The following is a 19,473-nucleotide window of genomic DNA, read 5'->3' as shown; positions in this document are numbered from 1 at the left end:
GCCTGTGACTGGCTTGTTTATTACCCTGGAAGGCCCGGAAGGCGCCGGCAAAAGCACCAATCGCGATTACCTGGCCGAGCGCTTGCGCGGCGGGGGTATCGAGGTGGTGTTGACCCGTGAACCGGGTGGTACGCCGCTGGCTGAACGCATTCGTGAAGTGCTGTTGGCGCCGGGTGAAGAACAGATGAATCCGGACACCGAGCTGCTGCTGGTGTTTGCCGCCCGCGCCCAGCACCTGGCCGAAGTGATTCGCCCGGCCCTGGCGCGCGGCGCGGTGGTGATTTGCGACCGGTTTACCGATTCCACCTACGCCTATCAGGGTGGTGGTCGAGGCTTGTCCCTGGAGCGCATCGCCGCCTTGGAAACCTTCGTCCAGGGCGATTTGCGCCCCGACCTGACCCTCCTGTTCGATCTGCCGGTGGAAGTGGGGATGTCCCGCGCCAGTGCCCGTGGCCGCCTGGATCGATTCGAACTGGAAGGCCGGACCTTTTTCGACGCTGTGCGCACTGCGTTCCTCAAGCGTGCCGCCGCTGAACCTGCCCGTTACTACGTGCTGGACGCCGCTCAGCCACTGACGCAAGTGCAGGGCGCCATTGACGCGTTGTTGCCGAAACTGCTGGAGCGCGCCCGTGGCTGAAGCCTACCCATGGCAGGATAGTCTTTGGCAGCAATTGGCCGGTCGTGCCCAGCATGCCCACGCCTATCTGCTGCACGGGCCGGCAGGCATCGGTAAGCGTGATCTTGCCGAGCGCCTGATGGCGAGCCTGTTGTGTCAAAAACCGGTCAACCTGGAAGCCTGCGGCGAGTGCAAGTCCTGCCTGTTGCTCAAGGCCGGCAGCCACCCGGACAACTACCTGTTGGAACCCGAGGAAGCTGACAAGGCGATCAAGGTCGACCAAGTGCGTGACCTCGTCAGCTTTGTGGTGCAGACCGCGCAGATGGGCGGGCGCAAGGTCGTACTGATCGAACCGGTGGAGGCCATGAACATCAACGCCGCCAACGCTTTGCTCAAGAGCTTGGAAGAACCGTCCGGCGATACGGTGCTGTTGCTGGTGAGCCACCAATCCAGCCGTTTGTTGCCGACCATTCGCAGCCGTTGCGTGCAGCAGGCGTGCCCGTTACCGAGCGAGGCGATGAGCCTGGAGTGGCTGGCGCAGGCACTGCCGGACTGTTCTGCGGAGGAGCGGGTCGAGCTGTTGACGTTGGCCGCCGGTTCACCGTTGGCCGCCGTCAAGCTGCAGGCTCAGGGTGTGCGTGAGCAACGGGCGCTAGTGGTCGATGGCGTGAAGAAACTGCTCAAGCAGGAACTCTCCGCCACCCAACTGGCCGAAAGCGCCTGGAAGGATATTCCCCTCCTGCTGTTGTTCGACTGGTTCTGCGATTGGTCGAGCCTGATCCTGCGCTATCAGTTGACCCAGGATGAAGGCGGCCTGGGCCTGCCGGACATGCGCAAAGTTGTGCAATACCTTGCGCAGAAGAGCGCCCAGGACAAGGTGCTGAATATCCAGGACTGGATTCTCGCCCAACGCCAGAAGGTCCTGGGCAAGGCCAACCTCAACCGCGTGCTGTTGCTTGAAGCGCTGCTGGTGCAATGGGTGGGTCTGCTCGGCCGCCGTTAATTTCCGTGGCTGACGGGTGTATCGTTGGCCAGCCCCTTATCGTGACTCAAGTTGTAACTTCCTATGCTCGTAGATTCCCATTGCCACCTTGATCGCCTCGACCTTGCCCAGCACGATGGTTCCCTGGATGCCGCCCTTGAAGCGGCGCGCCAGCGTGGGGTAGGGCACTTCCTGTGTATTGGCGTCAGTGCTGAGAACGCCGCCGACGTCAAAGCCCTGGCCGAGCGTTATGCCGATGTGGATTGTTCGGTCGGTATCCACCCCCTGGACCTCAAGCCCGGCGAAGCGCCAGCCCTCGACTGGTTGTTAGGCGAACTCAACCACCCACGGGTGGTGGCGATTGGTGAAACCGGGTTGGATTACCACTACGAGCCTGAAGCCGCCGAATTGCAGCAGGCCTCGTTCCGTCTGCACCTGCAAGCGGCCCAGCAAACTGGCAAGCCGGTGATCGTCCACACCCGTGGCGCCCGCGCCGACACCCTGGCCTTGCTGCGCGAAGCCGCATTGCCCCAGGCCGGCGTGCTGCATTGCTTCACCGAAGACTGGGACATGGCCAAGGCGGCTTTGGATCTGGGCTTCTACATCTCCCTGTCGGGCATCGTCACCTTCCGCAATGCGGACGCTTTGCGTGACGTGGCGCGTCAGGTGCCGGCCGACCGCTTGCTGGTGGAAACCGACTCACCGTACCTGGCGCCGATACCCCATCGTGGCAAGCCGAACCTGCCGGAGTATGTGCGCGATGTGGCGGATTATCTGGCGATGCTGCGCGGTGAGCCCTACGAGCGTTTTGCAGAGCAGACCACGGAGAACTTCAAGCGCCTGTTTCCGTTGGCCCACGTTTCTTAAATCCTGGGCAAAAAAAACCCGGGTTCTGGGGGGTGAATCCGGGCTAAGACCATTAGGAGTAAAACAAGGGTACGCAGTCCGTCGGTACCCAGGTCGACGTGTCACTTGGGGGAGATGTCACGTCGACAGTTCAAGTATTGATCACTATCCCATTCAGTCCAGTCGCATCTGATCGTTTTTTAAACAGATTTGGAATACACGCGCTTCGCTTGAGTTCTCATTGAGTCCTATGGGCAGGCGAGGATGTTGCGTGTTATTTCTGACTGATATCGATGAAATCGTTGGCATGCTGAAAGTTAAGTGCAAAGCCGGTTCACATAGGCGTTGCCCAACGACCGTTCAGTCGGGATAATCCCTCGCACTGGGTAAATCGTATCGCCAGGTATCCCTGGCCTTGCGTAACCCTTCCCCTATTCACCTCTGCAGACCTTTTCCTCATGCACAAAGAACCCCGTAAGGTCCGTGAGTTTCGCCGCCGTGAGCAGGAAATTCTCGACACCGCACTCAAGCTGTTCCTCGAACAAGGTGAAGACAGCGTCACCGTCGAGATGATTGCGGATGCCGTGGGTATCGGCAAAGGCACCATCTACAAGCACTTCAAGTCCAAGGCCGAGATTTACCTGCGCCTGATGCTCGACTACGAGCGCGACTTGAACGAACTGTTGCACTCGGCCGATGTGGACAAGGACAAGGAAGCCCTGTCCCGGGCCTACTTCGAGTTCCGCATGCGTGACCCGCAGCGTTATCGCTTGTTCGACCGCCTGGAAGAGAAGGTAGTCAAGGGCCATCAGGTGCCGGAAATGGTCGAGGAGCTGCACAAGATCCGTGCCTCGAACTTCGAACGTCTTACCTTGCTGATCAAGGGCCGCATCAGTGAAGGCAAGCTTGAGGATGTGCCGCCTTATTTCCACTACTGCGCCGCCTGGGCCTTGGTACACGGCGCAGTAGCGCTGTACCACTCGCCGTTCTGGAGCAATGTGCTGGAAGATCAGGAGGGCTTCTTCCAGTTCCTGATGGACATTGGCGTGCGCATGGGCAACAAGCGCAAACACTCGACTGAACTGCCGCCTGCCACGTAATGATTTACTGCCAGGCGCAGTACCCCAGGAATATACTCAGGCAAGGACCTTGCTAAAAGCTGATTTATGAGTCAGCTTCTAGCGCGCCCGAATTATCTTCTGCCGGAGTGATCCATGATCGTTGATCGTCAAGGCAGGCGATTTCGCAATTTGCGGATCAGCCTGACTTCAGCCTGCAATTATGCGTGTACCTACTGCGTGCCCAACGGCAAGCGGTTGGTGGCTGCCCAGGACGAACTCTCGGCCGAGGCCATGGCCCGTGGCGTGGCCTACCTGATTGAGGCGGCGGGCATCGAGCGCCTGCGTATCACTGGCGGCGAACCGCTGGTCAGCCCCAAACTGGAAGCCTTCATGGGCGCCGTGGGGCAGATGGGCCTGCGTGATATCAGCTTGACCACCAACGGTCAGTTGCTCGCCCGCAAACTGCCTTTGCTGGTGGACGCTGGTATCCGGCGCATCAACGTCTCCCTCGATACCCTGGATGCCGACGCCTTTCGCAGCATTGCCCGTGGCGGCGATTTGGCCACCGTGCTCGCGGGCATGGACCAGGCTCGCGCGGCCGGGATCAAGATCAAGGTCAACATGGTGCCCTTGCGCGGACAGAACCTGGACCAGGTGATGCCGCTGCTCGATTATTGCCTGGAGCGTGGCTACGAATTGCGCTTCATCGAGCTGATGCGCATGGGCCACCTGGCCAAGGACTCCAACGCTTTCCTGCAGCAATTTGTCAGCCTGCAGCAACTGCTCAGCCTGATCGGCGAACATCACGAATACCTGCAAGCCGACGCCCCTGTGGATGCTACGGCGGTGCGCTACGAAGTACCGGGCAAGGGCTTCTTTGGTGTGATCGCCAACGAAAGCGTACCGTTCTGCCGTACCTGTTCACGGCTGCGTTTGTCTTCCACGGGGTGGTTGCATGGCTGTCTGTCGTCGAGTAACCGGCATTACATCGGCGACTTGCTGGACAAGCCGCGCCACCAGGCATTGCCGGCCCTGCAAGGCTTGCTGATGAAAGCCCTCGGCGATAAACAGGAAGTGGCCTTCTCTGGCGGCGCGACCATCATGAAGATCATTGGCGGCTAACCAACCCCAAGACAACACAAAAGCAAATGTGTTGCTACCAAATGGCGCAGAACCTGCATCTCACGCCCATTCGCCGGTTTTCCGTCACCGGCTTCTGGAGGATTAGGATGCGTAGTCTGGTTTTGTTGCTGGCGTCGTTGACGCTGAGTGGTTGCATGACCGTCAGCGATATGGCCGAAGGCACCCGTTATCAGATGAGCGACGCCGGGTTGCTGGACCACAGTGATACACGCCGTACGGCGTCGGTGCGCATACAGCCGGACTCCTTTGTCTTTATTGCCCAGGGCGCCTTTGTGCCGCCGGGCAGCGCCTACCCGCGACCTAACGTGGTGGCTGAGGAGGCCTTCAACGGTTTCGTCGAATATTTCCCCATGGTGCGTCGCGCCCGCAAGCCGGAAGGCCTGGAGCAGGCGATGGCTGAAGCACGGGCGGCCAGGGCGCATTACCTGCTGTATTGCCGCTTTGCGGCAGCCGATGACCGTATCGGCAACGCCGATGAGTGGACTGATCAGCAGGCCCTGGACCGCGTGGGACTGGACAGCGGCGTGATCCAGATCATGTTGATCGAGACCAGCACCCAGTATTTGATTGATACTGCACGTATTCGCAGTCGTGGCGGTTTACTGACGTTCCACGACAACAAGCCAGAAGATCTGATTGCCCGCCCCCTGGCGCAGTACGCTCGCGGCTTGCTGGGCATGAGTGATCAGTAACAGGAGGACCCGATGACCGATTCCGCCAAGGCCAATGATCTATTGGCCCAACTGCCCAAGGGCAAGGGGCCAGCGCCCGTGCACCTGTGGAATCCGGATTTCTGCGGTCACATCGACATGCGCATCGCCCGTGACGGCACCTGGTTCTATCAGGGCACGCCGATTGGGCGAAAGCCGATGGTCAAATTGTTCTCCAATATCATCCGCCGCGACGGCGATGAGTATTTTCTGGTTACGCCTGTAGAGAAGGTCGGCATCAGCGTCGATGATGCGCCATTTGTTGCGTTGACACTGGAAGTGCAAGGGCAGGGTGAAAGCCAGGTGCTGAGCTTTACCACCAATGTCGATGAACAGATCGATGCCAACCTCGAACATCCGCTGCGGGTGGTGATCGACCCTGTCACTCAGGAGCCTGCGCCTTATCTGTTGGTGCGCACCAACCTCGAAGCCCTGGTGCATCGCAACGCGTTCTATCAATTGGTCGAGCTGGCCGTGAGTCGTCCGATCAACGGTCAGAACTGGCTGGGCGTGTGGAGCGGCGGGGTGTTTTTTCCCATTGGCCTGGAGCCCTGAGGCCGCTTTAGCCTCGCGAGGGTGATCAACCAGTTGAGCAGCGCCACTGCCGTCACACTCAGCAGCAGCGATTGCAGGCCATACTCGACGATAATCCGTCCCGCCAGTAGCGGGAACCCAAATACCCCGACGAAGTACCCAAGGCTGAACAACAGCAACGCTTGGGATGTGGTGCCGGCGGGGGCTTCGTTGGCGACCAGGCCGTTGATCACCGAGTACGTCAGTCCATAACCCACGCCCAGGGTGATAGCGGCGAGTAGGTAACTGAAGGTTCCCGACACCGTGAAACCGAACATCAATACCGACACCAGCATCAACCCAGACAGTACGCACGCCGAGCGATAAGGATCACGCTTGACGACAAACCCGGCGATCAGCAGGCGGCTGGTGATCGCCGCGCTCAGGAAACCCAGGAAGAACAATGAGTAATCCAATGAATGCGCCGCTGCATAGCTGGTCTGGAACGAGGACAACCCGCCGAACACACAGCCACCCAAGCCGACCATGATGATCGCGAACACGGCCTTCGATGACAGCACCTGGCGCGTGGCGCACCAGGATATTTTTGCCACAGCCGCTTCTTGCTTGAGATGGGCGCCCAGGCGCCAGAACATCACCACGCCCACCAGGCTGGCGCAGGCAGCGATGTAAAACGCGCTGATCAGCGGCAGCTCCAACGCGCTCGCCGCGCGTCCGAGCAAGGGGCCGGAGCCGATCCCGCTCATCATGCTGCCGGACAATAACGCAAAGTACTTCGCCCGCTGTTTCGGCTCTACCAGCATAGTCACGATGATCGGACCCAAGGTATAGAACACCCCCCAACCGAGCCCCAAGGCCAGGCCAAACATCCTCAAGCCCTGGCCGAACCCAGGTGTCAGTGCAAAGCCCAGGCACGCCACCAACAGCAGCAGGCCCATTCCTGCAATTGCCCGCGCCGCACCCAGCGCATCAGCCAAATGTCCGGAGACCACCACGGCCACAAAAGTGCTCAGCATCGCCATGGAAATCACGCTGCCTGCATCGTGTTCGTTGCCGCCGCGCGTATGAATCAGCAGCGACAACAGAAAGGTTGAACCGTAAGACAGCGACAACAGAAAACTGGCAAGGCAGAACAGGGCGAACAACGGGGTGTTCACCGGGGACTTGGAGTTCATGGAGGGCCTGGAAGTCATTGGAGTTATGCCGGACTTTTTACCATGTACCGCTTTGCCGATTGTTGTGTGGTTGGTGGTGCCAGCGTTAGCCGTGGACGGAGTAAGGGCATGCAGTGAAATTGCACTGCAATCAGTCATTAAAGCCCCTTAGTATGTGGGCTTTGAAATTGCCCAAGGCCCGCCCATGACCATCGAGATTCGCCCCGCCGTGCCCAGCGATGCTGCGCAGATCCTGACTTTCATCACCGAGCTTGCCGAATATGAAAAGGCCCGGCATGAAGTGATCGCCAGTGTGGTGGATATCGAGCGCAGCCTGTTCAGCGAGGGCTCCACCGCCCATGGCCTGATCTGTTTGCGAGACGGCTTGCCGATTGGGTTTGCGGTGTTCTTCTTCAGCTATTCCACGTGGCTTGGCAGCAACTGCCTGTACCTGGAAGACCTGTACATCAACCCTGAACAACGCGGTGGCGGGGCGGGCAAGAAGTTGTTGCGCCACCTGGCAAAGATCGCCTGTGATAACGGCTGCGGGCGTTTCGAGTGGAGCGTGCTGGACTGGAACGAACCGGCGATTGCCTTCTACAAATCCATCGGCGCCCAACCCCAGGAAGAATGGGTACGTTACCGCATGGAAGGGGATGCCTTGCGCGACTTTGCCCTGGGCTGAAGCCACCTTTCTGAGGTATTGAAGATCCAATGTGGGAGGGGGCTTGCCCCCGATAGCAGCAGGTCAGCGAAAGATATGTCGACTGATTCACCGCTATCGGGGGCAAGCCCTCTCCCACATTTTTTTCATTTTTGCTCATTATATGGGATGCAAATTTATATATTGAGATATCTCAAAAAATGGGTTTATAGTCGCCTGCATCAGCACTCACTACCAAAAATAAAACAGGTGAAGCGATGCAGCCCCAACCGTTGTCACTCCCTGCGGTGCCCGAGCCTACCTATGGCGAGCGGCTGAAAAACAAAGTGGTGATCATCACCGGTGCCGCCCAGGGGATTGGCGAGGCGATTGTCGCCTGCTTCCAGGCCCAGCAAGCGCAGTTGGTCATCGCGGATATCCAGGGCGAAAAGGTCGAGAAAGTTGCCGCCCACTGGCGCGAACACGGTGCGCAAATTGTCGCGCAACCCGTCGATATCACCTCCAAGGCGCAATGGCAGGCGTTGGTCAACCTGGCCATCGAGCGTTTCGGTCGCGTGGATGTGCTGGTCAACTGCGCCGGGGTCAATGTATTCCGCGATCCGCTGGAGATGACTGACGAAGACTGGCGCCGCTGCTTCGCCATCGACCTCGACGGTGCCTGGTTCGGCTGCCGCACGGTGTTGCCGCACATGATCGAGCAGGGCATCGGCAACATCATCAACATTGCCTCCACCCATTCCAGCCACATCATTCCCGGCTGCTTTCCCTACCCAGTGGCCAAGCACGGCCTGCTCGGCCTGACCCGTGCCCTGGGCATCGAATACGCGCCCAAGGGGATTCGTGTAAACGCGATCGCCCCGGGTTACATCGAGACCCAGCTCAACGTCGACTACTGGAACGGTTTCCCCGACCCCCACGCCGAGCGCCAGCGTGCGTTCGACCTGCACCCGCCCAAGCGCATCGGCCAGCCCATCGAGGTGGCGATGACGGCGCTGTTCCTCGCCACCGACGAAGCCCCCTTTATCAATGCCACCTGCCTGATGATCGATGGCGGGCGTTCTGTGATGTACCACGACTAATACCAAGAAGAGGTGGTTCATGTTCAAGAAGACCTTAGGCGCCCTGGCGCTCGCTGTTACCTTCAGTGGCTTTGCATCGGCCGAAGAAGTGAAGATCGGCTTTTTGGTCAAACAGGCCGAGGAACCCTGGTTCCAGACCGAGTGGGCGTTCGCCGAAAAAGCCGGCAAGGACCAGGGCTTCACCGTGATCAAGATCGCCGTGCCTGACGGCGAGAAAACCTTATCCGCCATCGACACCCTGGCCGCCAATGGCGCCAAAGGCTTTGTGATCTGCCCACCGGACGTGTCTCTCGGCCCGGCCATCATGGCCAAGGCCAAGCTCAACAATCTGAAAGTGCTGGCGGTGGATGACCGTTTCGTCGACGCCAAGGGCAAGCCGATGGAAGACGTGCCCTACGTCGGCCTGGACGCCTACAAGATCGGCCAGAAACAAGGCGAAGCCATGGCCGCCGAAGCCAGGCACCGTAACTGGGACTGGAAGGAAACTTACGCTGTCATCAACACCTTCGACGAGTTGGAGACCGGCAAGAAGCGCACTGACGGCTCAGTCGAGGGTCTCAAGGCCGCTGGCTTGCCCGCCGACCATATCCTGTTCAGCGCACAGAAAACCCTAGACGTGCCGGGTAGCATGGACGCCACCAATTCCGCCCTGGTGAAACTGCCCGGCACCGCGAAAAACCTGATCATCGGCGGCATGAACGACAGCACCGTGCTGGGTGGTGTTCGCGCCACCGAAAGTGCCGGCTTCAAGGCGGCCAATGTGATTGGCGTCGGCATCAACGGCACCGATGCCATCGAAGAACTCAAGAAGCCCGACACGGGGTTCTACGGCTCGATGCTGCTGAGTCCTGATGCGTCGGGCTACAAAACCGCCAGCGCGATGTTCGAGTGGGTGACCAAAGGCACTGAGCCTGCCAAGTTCACCGCATTGGACAACGTGACCCTGATCACCCGTGCCAACTTCAAGGAAGAGTTGAGCAAGATCGGTCTGTGGAAATGATCGGCGCGGCTCTGCGTTTCAATGGCATCGGCAAGGAGTTTCCCGGGGTCAAGGCCCTGGCGCAGATCAGCTTTGAAGCGCGGCCGCACTCGGTCCATGCGCTGATGGGCGAGAACGGCGCGGGGAAGTCCACGCTGTTGAAAATCCTCGGGGGAGCCTACACGCCAAGCAGTGGCACGGTGCAGATCGGCGAGCAGGTCATGGCCTTCAAAAGCGCGGCCGACAGCATTGCCAGCGGTGTGGCGGTGATTCACCAAGAGCTGCATCTGGTACCGGAAATGACCGTGGCCGAGAACCTGTTCCTCGGGCATTTGCCGTCGCGTTTCGGCGTGCTGGATCGCAGTCGGCTGCGCCAGCAGGCGCTGGCCTGCCTCAAGGGCCTGGCCGATGAAATCGACCCCCAGGAAAAACTCGGGCGCCTGTCCCTGGGCCAGCGGCAATTGGTGGAAATCGCCAAGGCACTGTCCCGTGGTGCCCATGTGATTGCCTTCGATGAACCCACCAGCAGCTTGTCGGCGCGGGAAATCGACCGCTTGATGGCAATCATTACGAGACTGCGCGATGAGGGCAAGGTGGTGTTGTACGTGTCCCACCGCATGGAGGAGGTGTTCCGGATTTGCGATGCGGTGACGGTGTTCAAGGACGGTCGCTTTGTGCGCACCTTTGACGACATGGCCACGCTGACCCACGACCAACTGGTGACTTGCATGGTCGGCCGCGACATCCAGGACATCTACGACTACCGCCCGCGTGAGCAGGGTGGGGTGGCGCTCAAGGTCGACCGTCTGCTCGGCCCAGGCCTGCGCGAAGCCGTCAGCTTGCAGGTAAGCAAAGGCGAAATTCTCGGCTTGTTCGGGTTGGTGGGCGCGGGCCGTACCGAACTGTTGCGCCTGCTCAGCGGCCTGGAACGCGCCAGCGGCGGGCATCTGGAGCTTGGCGGACAAACCCTGCACCTGCGTTCACCGCGGGATGCCATTCAAGCCGGCGTGCTGCTGTGCCCAGAAGATCGCAAGAAGGAAGGCATCATTCCGCTGGCCAGCGTCGCCGAGAACATCAACATCAGCGCACGAGGCGCCCATTCCTCGTTCGGCTGGCTGTTGCGTGAAGGCTGGGAGAAGGGCAACGCCGATCAGCAGATCCAGGCGATGAAAGTCAAAACGCCGAACGCGCAGCAGAAAATCATGTACCTGTCCGGCGGCAATCAGCAGAAGGCCATTCTCGGGCGCTGGCTGTCGATGCCGATGAAGGTGTTGCTGCTGGATGAGCCCACCCGTGGCATCGACATCGGCGCCAAGTCGGAGATCTATCAGATCATCCATAACCTGGCGGCCAGTGGGATTGCGGTGATCGTCGTGTCCAGCGACCTGATGGAAGTGATGGGCATCTCCGACCGCATCCTGGTGATGAGCGAGGGCGCCCTGACCGGTGAGTTGAGCCGCGACCAGGCCGACGAAACACGGCTATTGCAACTGGCCCTTCCGCGTACGCGGGCTTGAAGAATTCGAGGTGAATATGTCCCAGGTAAAGACTGCAAAAGGCTTCTGGCCGGGTTTCAACCAGCGCAAGTTCCTCGATGACTGGGTGATGTTGCTCGCGGCGTTGAGCATCTTTGTGCTCAGTGCGCTGTTTATCGACAACTTCCTCTCGCCGCTGAACATGCGCGGCCTGGGCCTGGCAATTTCCACGGTGGGCATCGCTGCCTGCACCATGTTGTTTTGCCTGGCATCGGGGCATTTCGACTTGTCGGTGGGCTCGGTGATCGCCTGCGCCGGGGTGGTGGCGGGGATTGTGATTCGCGACACCGACAGCGTGGTGCTCGGCGTATCGGCGGCGTTGGCCATGGGCCTGGTGGTGGGGCTGATCAACGGCATCGTGATTGCCAAGCTGCGCATCAACGCGTTGATCGCGACCTTGGCTACGATGCAGATCGTGCGCGGGCTGGCTTATATCTTTTCCAACGGCAAGGCCGTCGGAGTGATGGATGAAGGCTTCTTCGTGTTCGGCAACGGGCAACTGATGGGCGTGCCGGTGCCGATCATCATCACGGTGCTGTGTTTTGTGTTCTTTGGCTGGTTGCTCAACTACACGACCTACGGACGCAACACCATGGCCATCGGCGGCAATCAGGAAGCTGCGTTGCTGGCCGGGGTGAACGTTGATCGCACCAAGATCATCATCTTTGCGGTGCATGGTTTGATTGGCGCATTGGCCGGGGTGATTCTCGCCTCGCGCATGACCTCGGGCCAGCCGATGATCGGCCAGGGGTTCGAGCTGACGGTGATCTCCGCCTGCGTGTTGGGCGGGGTGTCGTTGAGCGGCGGCATCGGCATGATCCGCCATGTGATCGCCGGGGTGCTGATTCTGGCGATCATCGAAAACGCGATGAACCTGAAGAACATCGACACCTTCTACCAGTACGTGATCCGGGGTTCGATCCTGTTGCTGGCCGTCATCATTGACCGCATGAAACAGCGTTGAAGTTCTGCCATGTGGCGATCAACATGTGGGAGCTGGTTTGCCTGCGATAGCGGTGGGTCAGCTTGCACATTTACTGGCTGACTCTCCCTCATCGCAGGCAAGCCAGCTCCCACAGTGGATCTCCTCTGTTCTGGCGGGCGGTATTTGCCATAATGCCGCTCGTTTTCGTACCACCACATAGGCCCGACATGCAGGAAAACGCCCACATCCCCGTCAAAGACGCCGCCCCCACCGGCACCCAGACCTTGCTGCGTGGCCTGGGCGTGGTGCAAGCGGTGGCGGCCGGTGCGCGCGACTTGAAAGAGATCGCCAAGCGCATCGGCACCACCCGCAGCACTACCCACCGCCTGGCCAGTTGCCTGGTGGAGGAGCGTTACCTGCGTGTGGTGCCGCAAGTCGGTTATCTGTTGGGGCCGAAGTTGATCGAGCTGGGGTTCCAGGCCCGCGAAGAGCTGCCATTGGTGACCTTGGCCGTGCCGTATCTGGATGAACTGTCGGCACTCACCGGTGACACTATCCACCTGGCAATTCGCGAATACGACGACGTGCTCTACCTGCACAAGAACCCAGGCCGCAACGGCCCGGAAATGCGCTCGCGGGTCGGCCATCGCATGCCGCTGGCGCGTACCGGTATCGGCAAGGCGCTGCTGCTGGATGACAACGTGGAGGAGTGGCAGCGCCTGTACGAAGTCAGTTTGCCGGTCGGCGGGAAAAGCCAGGCATGGCCGCAACACCCGGAACAGTCCTGGGCGCAGTTTGAGCAGCGCATGCGTGAATACGTGGTGGGCGGATATGCGTTCGATCTGGAAGACAACGAACCTTCGATCCGTTGCGTGGCGGCCCCCGTGCGCGATGCCAGCCGGCGCATCGTCGCCGGCATCAGCATCGCCAGTACCGTGCCCTACATGCCGTTGGAGAAAATGGCCGAGCTGATCCCTGTGATCAAACAGGTCGCAGCCCGGCTGTCAGCGGAGTTGGGCGCGAAAGCCTGATCAGGCTTTCAGGGTCGCCATGTCGATGACAAAGCGGTACTTCACATCACCGGCGATCATGCGGCTGTAGGCTTCGTTGATGTGGCGGATGTCGAGCATTTCGATGTCACAGCTGATGCCGTGCTCGGCACAGAAATCCAGGACTTCCTGGGTTTCGGCAATACCACCGATCAACGAACCGGCCAACACTTTACGGCCCAATATCAGCTTGGCGGCATTCACCGGAGGGTCCACCGGCTCGATCAGGCCCACCAGGATATGCACGCCGTCAAAGCGCAGCACGTCGAGGTAGGGGTTCAGGTCGTGCTGCACCGGGATGGTGTCCAGCAGGAAGTCGAAGTGCCCGGCGGCGGCTTTCATCTGCTCGGCGTCGGTGGACACAATCACGTGGTCGGCGCCTTGGCGACGACCTTCTTCGGCCTTGCTCGCGGAGCGGGTAAAGAGAGTCACTTCTGCGCCAATCGCCTTGGCCAGCTTGATACCCATGTGACCCAGGCCGCCCATTCCCAATACGCCGACTTTGTCGCCAGCCTTGATGCCGTAGTGCTTGATCGGCGAGTACATGGTCACGCCTGCGCACAGGATCGGCGCGGCGCTGGCCAAGTCGAGCCTGGCGGGGATCTTCACCACGAAGTGTTCACTGACCACGATGCTGTCGGAGTAACCGCCCATGGTGTTGCTGCCATCCACGCGGTCCGGGGTGGCGTAGGTCATGGTCGGGCCTTCCAGGCAGTATTGCTCAAGGTCCGATTGACAGGCTTCACAATGGCGGCATGAGTCGACCATGCAACCCACACCCACTAGATCACCGACTTTGTGCGCGGTGACGTTGGCACCGACGGCGGTGACTTTGCCGACAATTTCATGGCCCGGCATCAACGGGTAGACGGCGATGCCCCACTCGTTACGTGCCTGGTGGATGTCGGAGTGGCAGACGCCGCAGTAGAGGATCTCGATGGCCACGTCGTCGACGCGTGGGCTGCGGCGTTCGAAGGACATGGGGGCGAGGGGAGTGGTGGCTGATTGGGCGGCATAACCGATGGCGGTGTACATGTGAAACCTCGCACAAGGAATGATCAGGGAGGCCGCGCATTCTCCGCGCCGGGCCTGGGTGCGGCCATGGCGATTGCTCCGAGTCTCATGCCTATTCGTCCGGGAGTGCCCTGTGTTTGGATGCATCTGTCTTCAGACCTGCGATGATGGTCTCATCCCTTTTTCACGAAGTTTTTTGCCATGTTGTTGACTCGTCATCTCGATGCCAATGCTGCGCTGGTTGCCTTGATCAAGGGGCTTACGCCTTGCGACGGTTTTTCCCCGACGAACCTTCCCGGCGTGCAGGTAATGCGCGCCAGTTGCGACGTGGCGCGTGGGCCGCAGATCTATGAGCCGAGCCTGATGATCGTCGTCCAGGGCAGCAAGGTCGCCTATCTGGGCCCGCGAACCCTGGAGTATGGCGCCGGGCATTACTTGATCCAGGCGATGCCGGTGCCGTTCGAATGCGAGACCTTTGCCTTGCCGGATGCGCCGTTGTATGGCGTGACTGTGGGCATCGATCGCGTTGTGCTTGGCGAGTTGGTCATGGCCATGGGTATTCAAGCCGGGCCGCCACCGGCAGCGCAGACGCTGGAGTCGATGAGCTCAGTGGTGCTGGATGACGCGATGCGCGGTTGTGTCGAACGGCTGTTGCAGTGCCTGCACGATCCGTTGGAAAGCCGGATCATGGGCCCTGCACGGGTACGTGAATTGTTGTTCACCGCGTTGCGTGGGCCGCAGGCTGAGGTGTTGCGTGCGTTGGTGGAACAGCAGGGGCAGTTCTCACGGATCGCCACGTCGTTGAATCACCTGCATGCCCATTACGCCGAGCCGCTGAATATCGAGACCCTGGCCGGGTATGCGCATATGAGTGCATCGACGTTTCACGAGCATTTCAAGCGTTGCACGTTGTTGTCACCGGTGCAGTACCTCAAGCGCTTGCGGTTGCTCAAGGCACAACAGCTCCTGCTGGTGGAGGGCATGGGCGTGGCGCAGGCGGCGCACAGTGTGGGCTATCAGAGTACGTCGCAGTTCAGTCGGGAGTACAAACGCTATTTCCTGCGCAATCCCGGCGAAGAACGCGCCGCCTAGATCTTACTGATTCAACGCGGTCAATGTGGGAGCTGGCTTGCCTGCGAAAGCGGTTTCTCAGTCAAAGGTGTTCTAACTGACCCACCGCTATCGCAGGCAAGTTCGCTCCCACATTTGATTTGTGTTGGGCATAAAAAAGGCTCCCATTTGGGAGCCTTTTTTGTTCAAGCAGTGAGCTTACATGTTCGGGTAAGTCGGCCCGCCCGCGCCTTCCGGCGTGACCCAGGTGATGTTCTGCGAAGGGTCCTTGATGTCACAGGTCTTGCAGTGCACGCAGTTCTGGGCGTTGATCTGGAAGCGCTTCTCGCCGTCTTCCTGGGTGATCACCTCGTACACGCCGGCCGGGCAGTAGCGCTGTGCCGGTTCATCGTAGAGCGGCAGGTTGGTGCTGATCGGGATGCTCGGATCTTTCAACTTCAAGTGGCACGGTTGTTCTTCTTCATGGTTGGTGCCAGAGATGAACACCGAGCTCAGCTTGTCGAAGCTCAGCTTGCCGTCGGGTTTCGGGTAATCGATCTTCTTGCTGTCCTTGGCCAGCTTGAGGCAGGCGTAGTCCGGCTTGGTGTCGTGCAGGGTGAACGGCATCTTGCCGCCCAGGATATTCTGGTCGAACCAGTTGAAGCCAGCGCCGAGGATCGGGCCGAACTTGTGCATCGCCGGGCCGAAGTTGCGGCTGGCGAACAGTTCTTCGTAGAGCCAGCTGGATTTGAAGCTGTCGACGTACGCGGTCAGTTCATCACCGCCTTCGGATTCGGCGAACAGGCGGTCGGCGACGGCGTCGGCGGCGAGCATGCCGGACTTCATCGCGGTGTGGCTGCCCTTGATCTTGGCGAAGTTCAGGGTGCCGAGGTCGCAACCGATCAGCGCGCCACCTTTGAAGACCATCTTCGGCAACGAATTCAGGCCGCCTTTGCAGATGGCACGTGCGCCGTAACTGATGCGCTTGCCGCCTTCGAGGTACTGGGCCAGCACCGGGTGATGCTTGAGGCGTTGAAACTCATCGAACGGCGACAGGAACGTGTTGCTGTAGGACAGGTCGACGATCAGGCCAACGACCACCTGGTTGTTTTCCAGGTGATAGAGGAACGAGCCGCCGGTGTTCTCGGCGCTCATGATGTCCAGCGGCCAACCGGCGGTGTGTACCACCAGGCCTGGCTGGTGTTTGGCTGGGTCGATTTCCCAGATTTCCTTGAGACCGATGCCGTAGTGCTGGGCGTCGGCGTCGCTGTCCAGGTTGAAACGCTGGATCAGTTGCTTGCCGATGTGGCCACGGCAACCTTCGGCGAACAGCGTGTACTTGCCGCGCAGTTCCATGCCTGGGGTGTAGACGCCTTCTTTCGGATGACCTTCGCGGTCGACGCCGAGGTCGCCGGTGATGATCCCGCGCACCACGCCGTTTTCGTCGAACAGCGCTTCCTGGGCGGCGAAGCCTGGGTAGACTTCCACGCCCAGGTTTTCGGCCTGCTGGGCCAGCCAGCGGCACAGGTTGCCCAGGGAGATGATGTAGTTGCCTTCGTTGTGCATGGTCTTGGGCACAAAGAAGTCAGGAACCTTGGTGGAGGTGTCGGCGCTGCGCAGCACATAGATGTCATCGCGCACCACAGGGGTGTTGAGCGGGGCGCCGAGCTCTTTCCAGTCCGGGAACAGTTCGTTCAGGGCACGTGGTTCGAACACGGCACCGGAGAGGATGTGGGCGCCGACTTCGGAGCCTTTCTCGACCACGCAGACGCTGATTTCTTTACCGGCTTCGGCGGCCTTCTGCTTCAGTCGGCAGGCGGCAGACAGGCCCGCCGGGCCGGCGCCGACGATGACCACGTCGAATTCCATGTATTCGCGTTCCACAGGCTATCTCCTACTCAAGGCTCAACAGGCTTTTTTTTCTAATGGGTGGAGGTTCGGTATCGTCTTACAACAACGGCAAGACCCACCGCTCTCTCTAGGTGGCGCATTATATATAGACCACTGTCAGCGTCCAATACAAACGTTTGTTTGAATTGGTTGAAAGCTAGGTAAATCAAAGCAACGCGGCTTATGACTGGCTATTTTGGCGTATTGACCAGAATAGGCGTTCCGGTCAATATACGGTCGGTTTTGCGCTTACCGTAGGCAGACTGCAGGTTTCAAGAGCACGTCCAAAAGCAAGACAGGTGACGCGTGCCTAAACGATGGCGCGCAGTTTACACGCTGCGATAAAGAATGACCTCTGAGTCACCACTGACGAACGGTCATCATTTCCCGTGAGCAAGGTCATCCGCCGAGGTTTTTGGAGGTGCCCTTGTGTGCCGATGAGCATCAACCGCCAGGTTCGCCTAGGCGACTTTCTTTTCACCGGAGAGTAACGAGGAATCCATGAAGGTTCTTGTAGCTGTCAAACGCGTTGTCGATTACAACGTGAAAGTTCGCGTCAAGGCGGACAATTCCGGCGTCGATCTTGCTAACGTCAAGATGTCGATGAACCCTTTCTGTGAAATCGCCGTGGAAGAAGCTGTACGCCTGAAAGAGAAAGGCGTGGCGACTGAAATCGTCGTGGTTTCCATCGGCCCGACCACTGCCCAAGAGCAGCTGCGTACCGCCCTGGCACTGGGCGCCGACCGCGCCATCCTGGTCGAGTCCGCTGAAGAGCTGACCTCCCTGGCCGTTGCCAAGCTGCTCAAAGCCGTTGTCGACAAGGAACAGCCTCAACTGGTGATCCTTGGCAAACAGGCCATCGACAGCGACAACAACCAGACAGGCCAGATGCTGGCTGCGCTGACCGGTTACGGCCAGGGCACCTTCGCCTCCAAAGTCGAAGTGAGCGGCGATAGCGTGGCTGTGACCCGTGAAATCGACGGCGGCGCACAGACCGTTTCCCTGAAGCTGCCTGCCATCGTCACCACCGACCTGCGTTTGAACGAGCCGCGCTACGCGTCGCTGCCAAACATCATGAAAGCCAAGAAGAAGCCGCTTGAGTCGGTCACTCCAGAAGCTTTGGGCGTTTCCACCGCCTCCACCAACAAGACCGTCAAGGTTGAAGCACCGGCTGCTCGCAGCGCGGGCATCAAGGTCAAGTCGGTGGCTGAACTGGTCGAGAAACTGAAGAACGAAGCGAAGGTAATCTGATCATGACTATCTTGGTAATCGCTGAACACGATAACAAAGTCGTGGCCCCGGCCACCCTGAACACCGTGGCTGCCGCCGCTAAAATCGGTGGTGATGTTCACGTACTGGTTGCAGGTCTTGGCGCTGGCGCCGTGGCTGAAGCCGCTGCGAAAATCGCTGGCGTGAGCAAGGTTCTGCTGGCCGACAACGCGGCCTACGCGCACCAGTTGCCGGAAAACGTTGCCCCGTTGGTTGCTGAGCTGGGCAAGGGCTACAGCCACATCCTGGCGGCTGCCACGTCCAACGGCAAAAACATCCTGCCACGCGTTGCTGCGCAGCTGGACGTCGATCAGATCTCCGAGATCATCTCGGTAGAAAGCGCCGACACCTTCAAGCGTCCGATCTACGCCGGTAACGCCATTGCCACCGTGCAATCGACCGCTGCAATCAAAGTGATCACCGTGCGTGCCACCGGTTTCGACCCGGTTGCTGCTGAAGGTGGTTCGGCTGCCGTTGAGGCTGTGGCCGCTGCTCACGATGCAGGCACTTCGAGCTTTGTTGGCGAAGAGCTGGCCAAGTCGGACCGTCCTGAGCTGACGGCTGCCAAGATCGTCGTTTCCGGCGGCCGTGGCATGCAGAACGGTGACAACTTCAAATTCCTGTACGCCCTGGCCGACAAGCTGGGTGCCGCGGTCGGCGCTTCCCGCGCGGCCGTCGACGCAGGTTTCGTACCCAACGACATGCAGGTCGGCCAGACCGGCAAGATCGTTGCGCCACAGCTGTACATCGCCGTCGGTATCTCCGGCGCGATCCAGCACTTGGCTGGTATGAAAGACTCCAAAGTGATCGTTGCGATCAACAAGGACGAAGAAGCACCGATCTTCCAGGTGGCTGATTACGGCCTGGTAGCGGACTTGTTCGAAGCTGTACCTGAGCTGGAGAAGCTGGTCTAAACCAGCGGCTTCACTTATAAAGAGCCCGGTCCTTGTGACCGGGCTTTTTTTTGCTGCCT

The 19,473-nt window shown here is 59.7% G+C and carries 19 protein-coding genes; 16 read left to right on the top strand and 3 right to left on the bottom strand.

From position 1 onward, the window contains the following. Window positions 1-4 precede the first annotated feature (4 nt). The 7 genes from tmk (at window position 5) to AC07V4_RS10105 (ending at window position 5,913) form a co-directional block, all read left to right on the top strand. A complete protein-coding gene (tmk, locus tag AC07V4_RS10135) occupies window positions 5-637 on the top strand; it encodes a dTMP kinase (protein ID WP_492635744.1) in 633 nt (210 codons plus the stop codon). After that, window positions 630-1,619, top strand: coding sequence for a DNA polymerase III subunit delta' (locus tag AC07V4_RS10130; RefSeq protein ID WP_492635745.1), 990 nt, complete (start codon window positions 630-632; stop codon window positions 1,617-1,619). The genes tmk and AC07V4_RS10130 overlap by 8 nt, the downstream gene beginning before the upstream one ends. Before the next feature lie 63 nt (window positions 1,620-1,682). Then, the gene (locus AC07V4_RS10125; RefSeq protein WP_492635746.1) at window positions 1,683-2,465 is read left to right on the top strand and encodes a TatD family hydrolase; all 783 of its coding nucleotides are present in this window, start codon (window positions 1,683-1,685) and stop codon (window positions 2,463-2,465) included. A gap of 437 nt (window positions 2,466-2,902) precedes the next feature. After that, entirely contained in the window at window positions 2,903-3,544 is a 642-nt protein-coding gene (locus tag AC07V4_RS10120; protein WP_431752164.1) for a TetR/AcrR family transcriptional regulator, read from the top strand. A gap of 114 nt (window positions 3,545-3,658) precedes the next feature. Continuing rightward, a complete protein-coding gene (locus AC07V4_RS10115; protein WP_492635747.1) occupies window positions 3,659-4,627 on the top strand; it encodes a GTP 3',8-cyclase MoaA in 969 nt (322 codons plus the stop codon). A 107-nt stretch (window positions 4,628-4,734) separates the two neighbouring features. Continuing rightward, window positions 4,735-5,340 carry a DUF4823 domain-containing protein gene (locus AC07V4_RS10110; RefSeq protein WP_492635748.1) on the top strand — a complete coding sequence of 202 codons (606 nt, stop codon included), beginning with the start codon at window positions 4,735-4,737 and terminating at the stop codon, window positions 5,338-5,340. Between the two features lie 12 nt (window positions 5,341-5,352). Further along, window positions 5,353-5,913, top strand: a complete 561-nt coding sequence (locus AC07V4_RS10105; protein ID WP_492635749.1) for a DUF1285 domain-containing protein — start codon at window positions 5,353-5,355, stop codon at window positions 5,911-5,913. Here the strand turns inward: AC07V4_RS10105 and AC07V4_RS10100 are convergent. Beyond that, window positions 5,853-7,067, bottom strand: coding sequence for an MFS transporter (locus AC07V4_RS10100; protein ID WP_492635750.1), 1,215 nt, complete (start codon window positions 7,065-7,067; stop codon window positions 5,853-5,855). The two genes, AC07V4_RS10105 and AC07V4_RS10100, sit on opposite strands and share 61 nt — an antisense overlap. A 184-nt stretch (window positions 7,068-7,251) precedes the next feature. Here AC07V4_RS10100 and AC07V4_RS10095 point away from each other — a divergent pair, with 184 nt between their 5' ends. From AC07V4_RS10095 to AC07V4_RS10070, 6 genes are all read left to right on the top strand, one after another. Continuing rightward, window positions 7,252-7,731 (top strand): GNAT family N-acetyltransferase, encoded by a 480-nt coding sequence (locus AC07V4_RS10095; RefSeq protein ID WP_492635751.1) that lies wholly within the window; start codon window positions 7,252-7,254, stop codon window positions 7,729-7,731. 236 nt (window positions 7,732-7,967) lie between these two features. Next, a complete protein-coding gene (locus AC07V4_RS10090; RefSeq protein ID WP_492635752.1) occupies window positions 7,968-8,789 on the top strand; it encodes an SDR family oxidoreductase in 822 nt (273 codons plus the stop codon). Between the two features lie 19 nt (window positions 8,790-8,808). After that, window positions 8,809-9,789: a substrate-binding domain-containing protein gene (locus tag AC07V4_RS10085; RefSeq protein WP_431750914.1), complete on the top strand. Its 981-nt coding sequence runs from the start codon at window positions 8,809-8,811 to the stop codon at window positions 9,787-9,789. Next, the gene (gene araG, locus AC07V4_RS10080; protein ID WP_492636051.1) at window positions 9,786-11,285 is read left to right on the top strand and encodes an L-arabinose ABC transporter ATP-binding protein AraG; all 1,500 of its coding nucleotides are present in this window, start codon (window positions 9,786-9,788) and stop codon (window positions 11,283-11,285) included. Before AC07V4_RS10085 ends, araG begins: the two co-directional genes overlap by 4 nt. Window positions 11,286-11,301: 16 nt before the next feature. Further along, window positions 11,302-12,267, top strand: coding sequence for an L-arabinose ABC transporter permease AraH (araH, locus tag AC07V4_RS10075; protein ID WP_025854166.1), 966 nt, complete (start codon window positions 11,302-11,304; stop codon window positions 12,265-12,267). A gap of 188 nt (window positions 12,268-12,455) precedes the next feature. Continuing rightward, entirely contained in the window at window positions 12,456-13,259 is an 804-nt protein-coding gene (locus AC07V4_RS10070) for an IclR family transcriptional regulator (protein WP_492636052.1), read from the top strand. Here the strand turns inward: AC07V4_RS10070 and AC07V4_RS10065 are convergent, their stop codons facing one another. Then, the gene (locus AC07V4_RS10065; protein WP_492635753.1) at window positions 13,260-14,312 is read right to left on the bottom strand and encodes an NAD(P)-dependent alcohol dehydrogenase; all 1,053 of its coding nucleotides are present in this window, start codon (window positions 14,310-14,312) and stop codon (window positions 13,260-13,262) included. Between the two features lie 180 nt (window positions 14,313-14,492). On the opposite strand from AC07V4_RS10065, the gene AC07V4_RS10060 reads away from it, so the two are divergent. Further along, complete coding sequence (locus AC07V4_RS10060) at window positions 14,493-15,383, top strand: AraC family transcriptional regulator (RefSeq protein WP_492635754.1); 891 nt, start codon at window positions 14,493-14,495, stop codon at window positions 15,381-15,383. Between the two features lie 177 nt (window positions 15,384-15,560). Here AC07V4_RS10060 and AC07V4_RS10055 read toward each other — a convergent pair whose 3' ends face one another. Further along, window positions 15,561-17,225, bottom strand: a complete 1,665-nt coding sequence (locus tag AC07V4_RS10055; protein ID WP_492635755.1) for an electron transfer flavoprotein-ubiquinone oxidoreductase — start codon at window positions 17,223-17,225, stop codon at window positions 15,561-15,563. 507 nt (window positions 17,226-17,732) lie between these two features. Here AC07V4_RS10055 and AC07V4_RS10050 point away from each other — a divergent pair. After that, window positions 17,733-18,482, top strand: coding sequence for an electron transfer flavoprotein subunit beta/FixA family protein (locus AC07V4_RS10050; RefSeq protein ID WP_028617555.1), 750 nt, complete (start codon window positions 17,733-17,735; stop codon window positions 18,480-18,482). 2 nt (window positions 18,483-18,484) lie between these two features. After that, on the top strand, window positions 18,485-19,414 hold the full coding sequence (locus AC07V4_RS10045; RefSeq protein WP_492635756.1) for an electron transfer flavoprotein subunit alpha/FixB family protein: 930 nt from the start codon (window positions 18,485-18,487) through the stop codon (window positions 19,412-19,414). Window positions 19,415-19,473 lie beyond the last annotated feature (59 nt).

This window comes from Pseudomonas sp. GW821-FHT03A09, from assembly GCF_059421065.1.
Note: the sequence above shows the minus strand (reverse complement) of the source record. Positions and strands in the feature narration are given on the sequence as shown.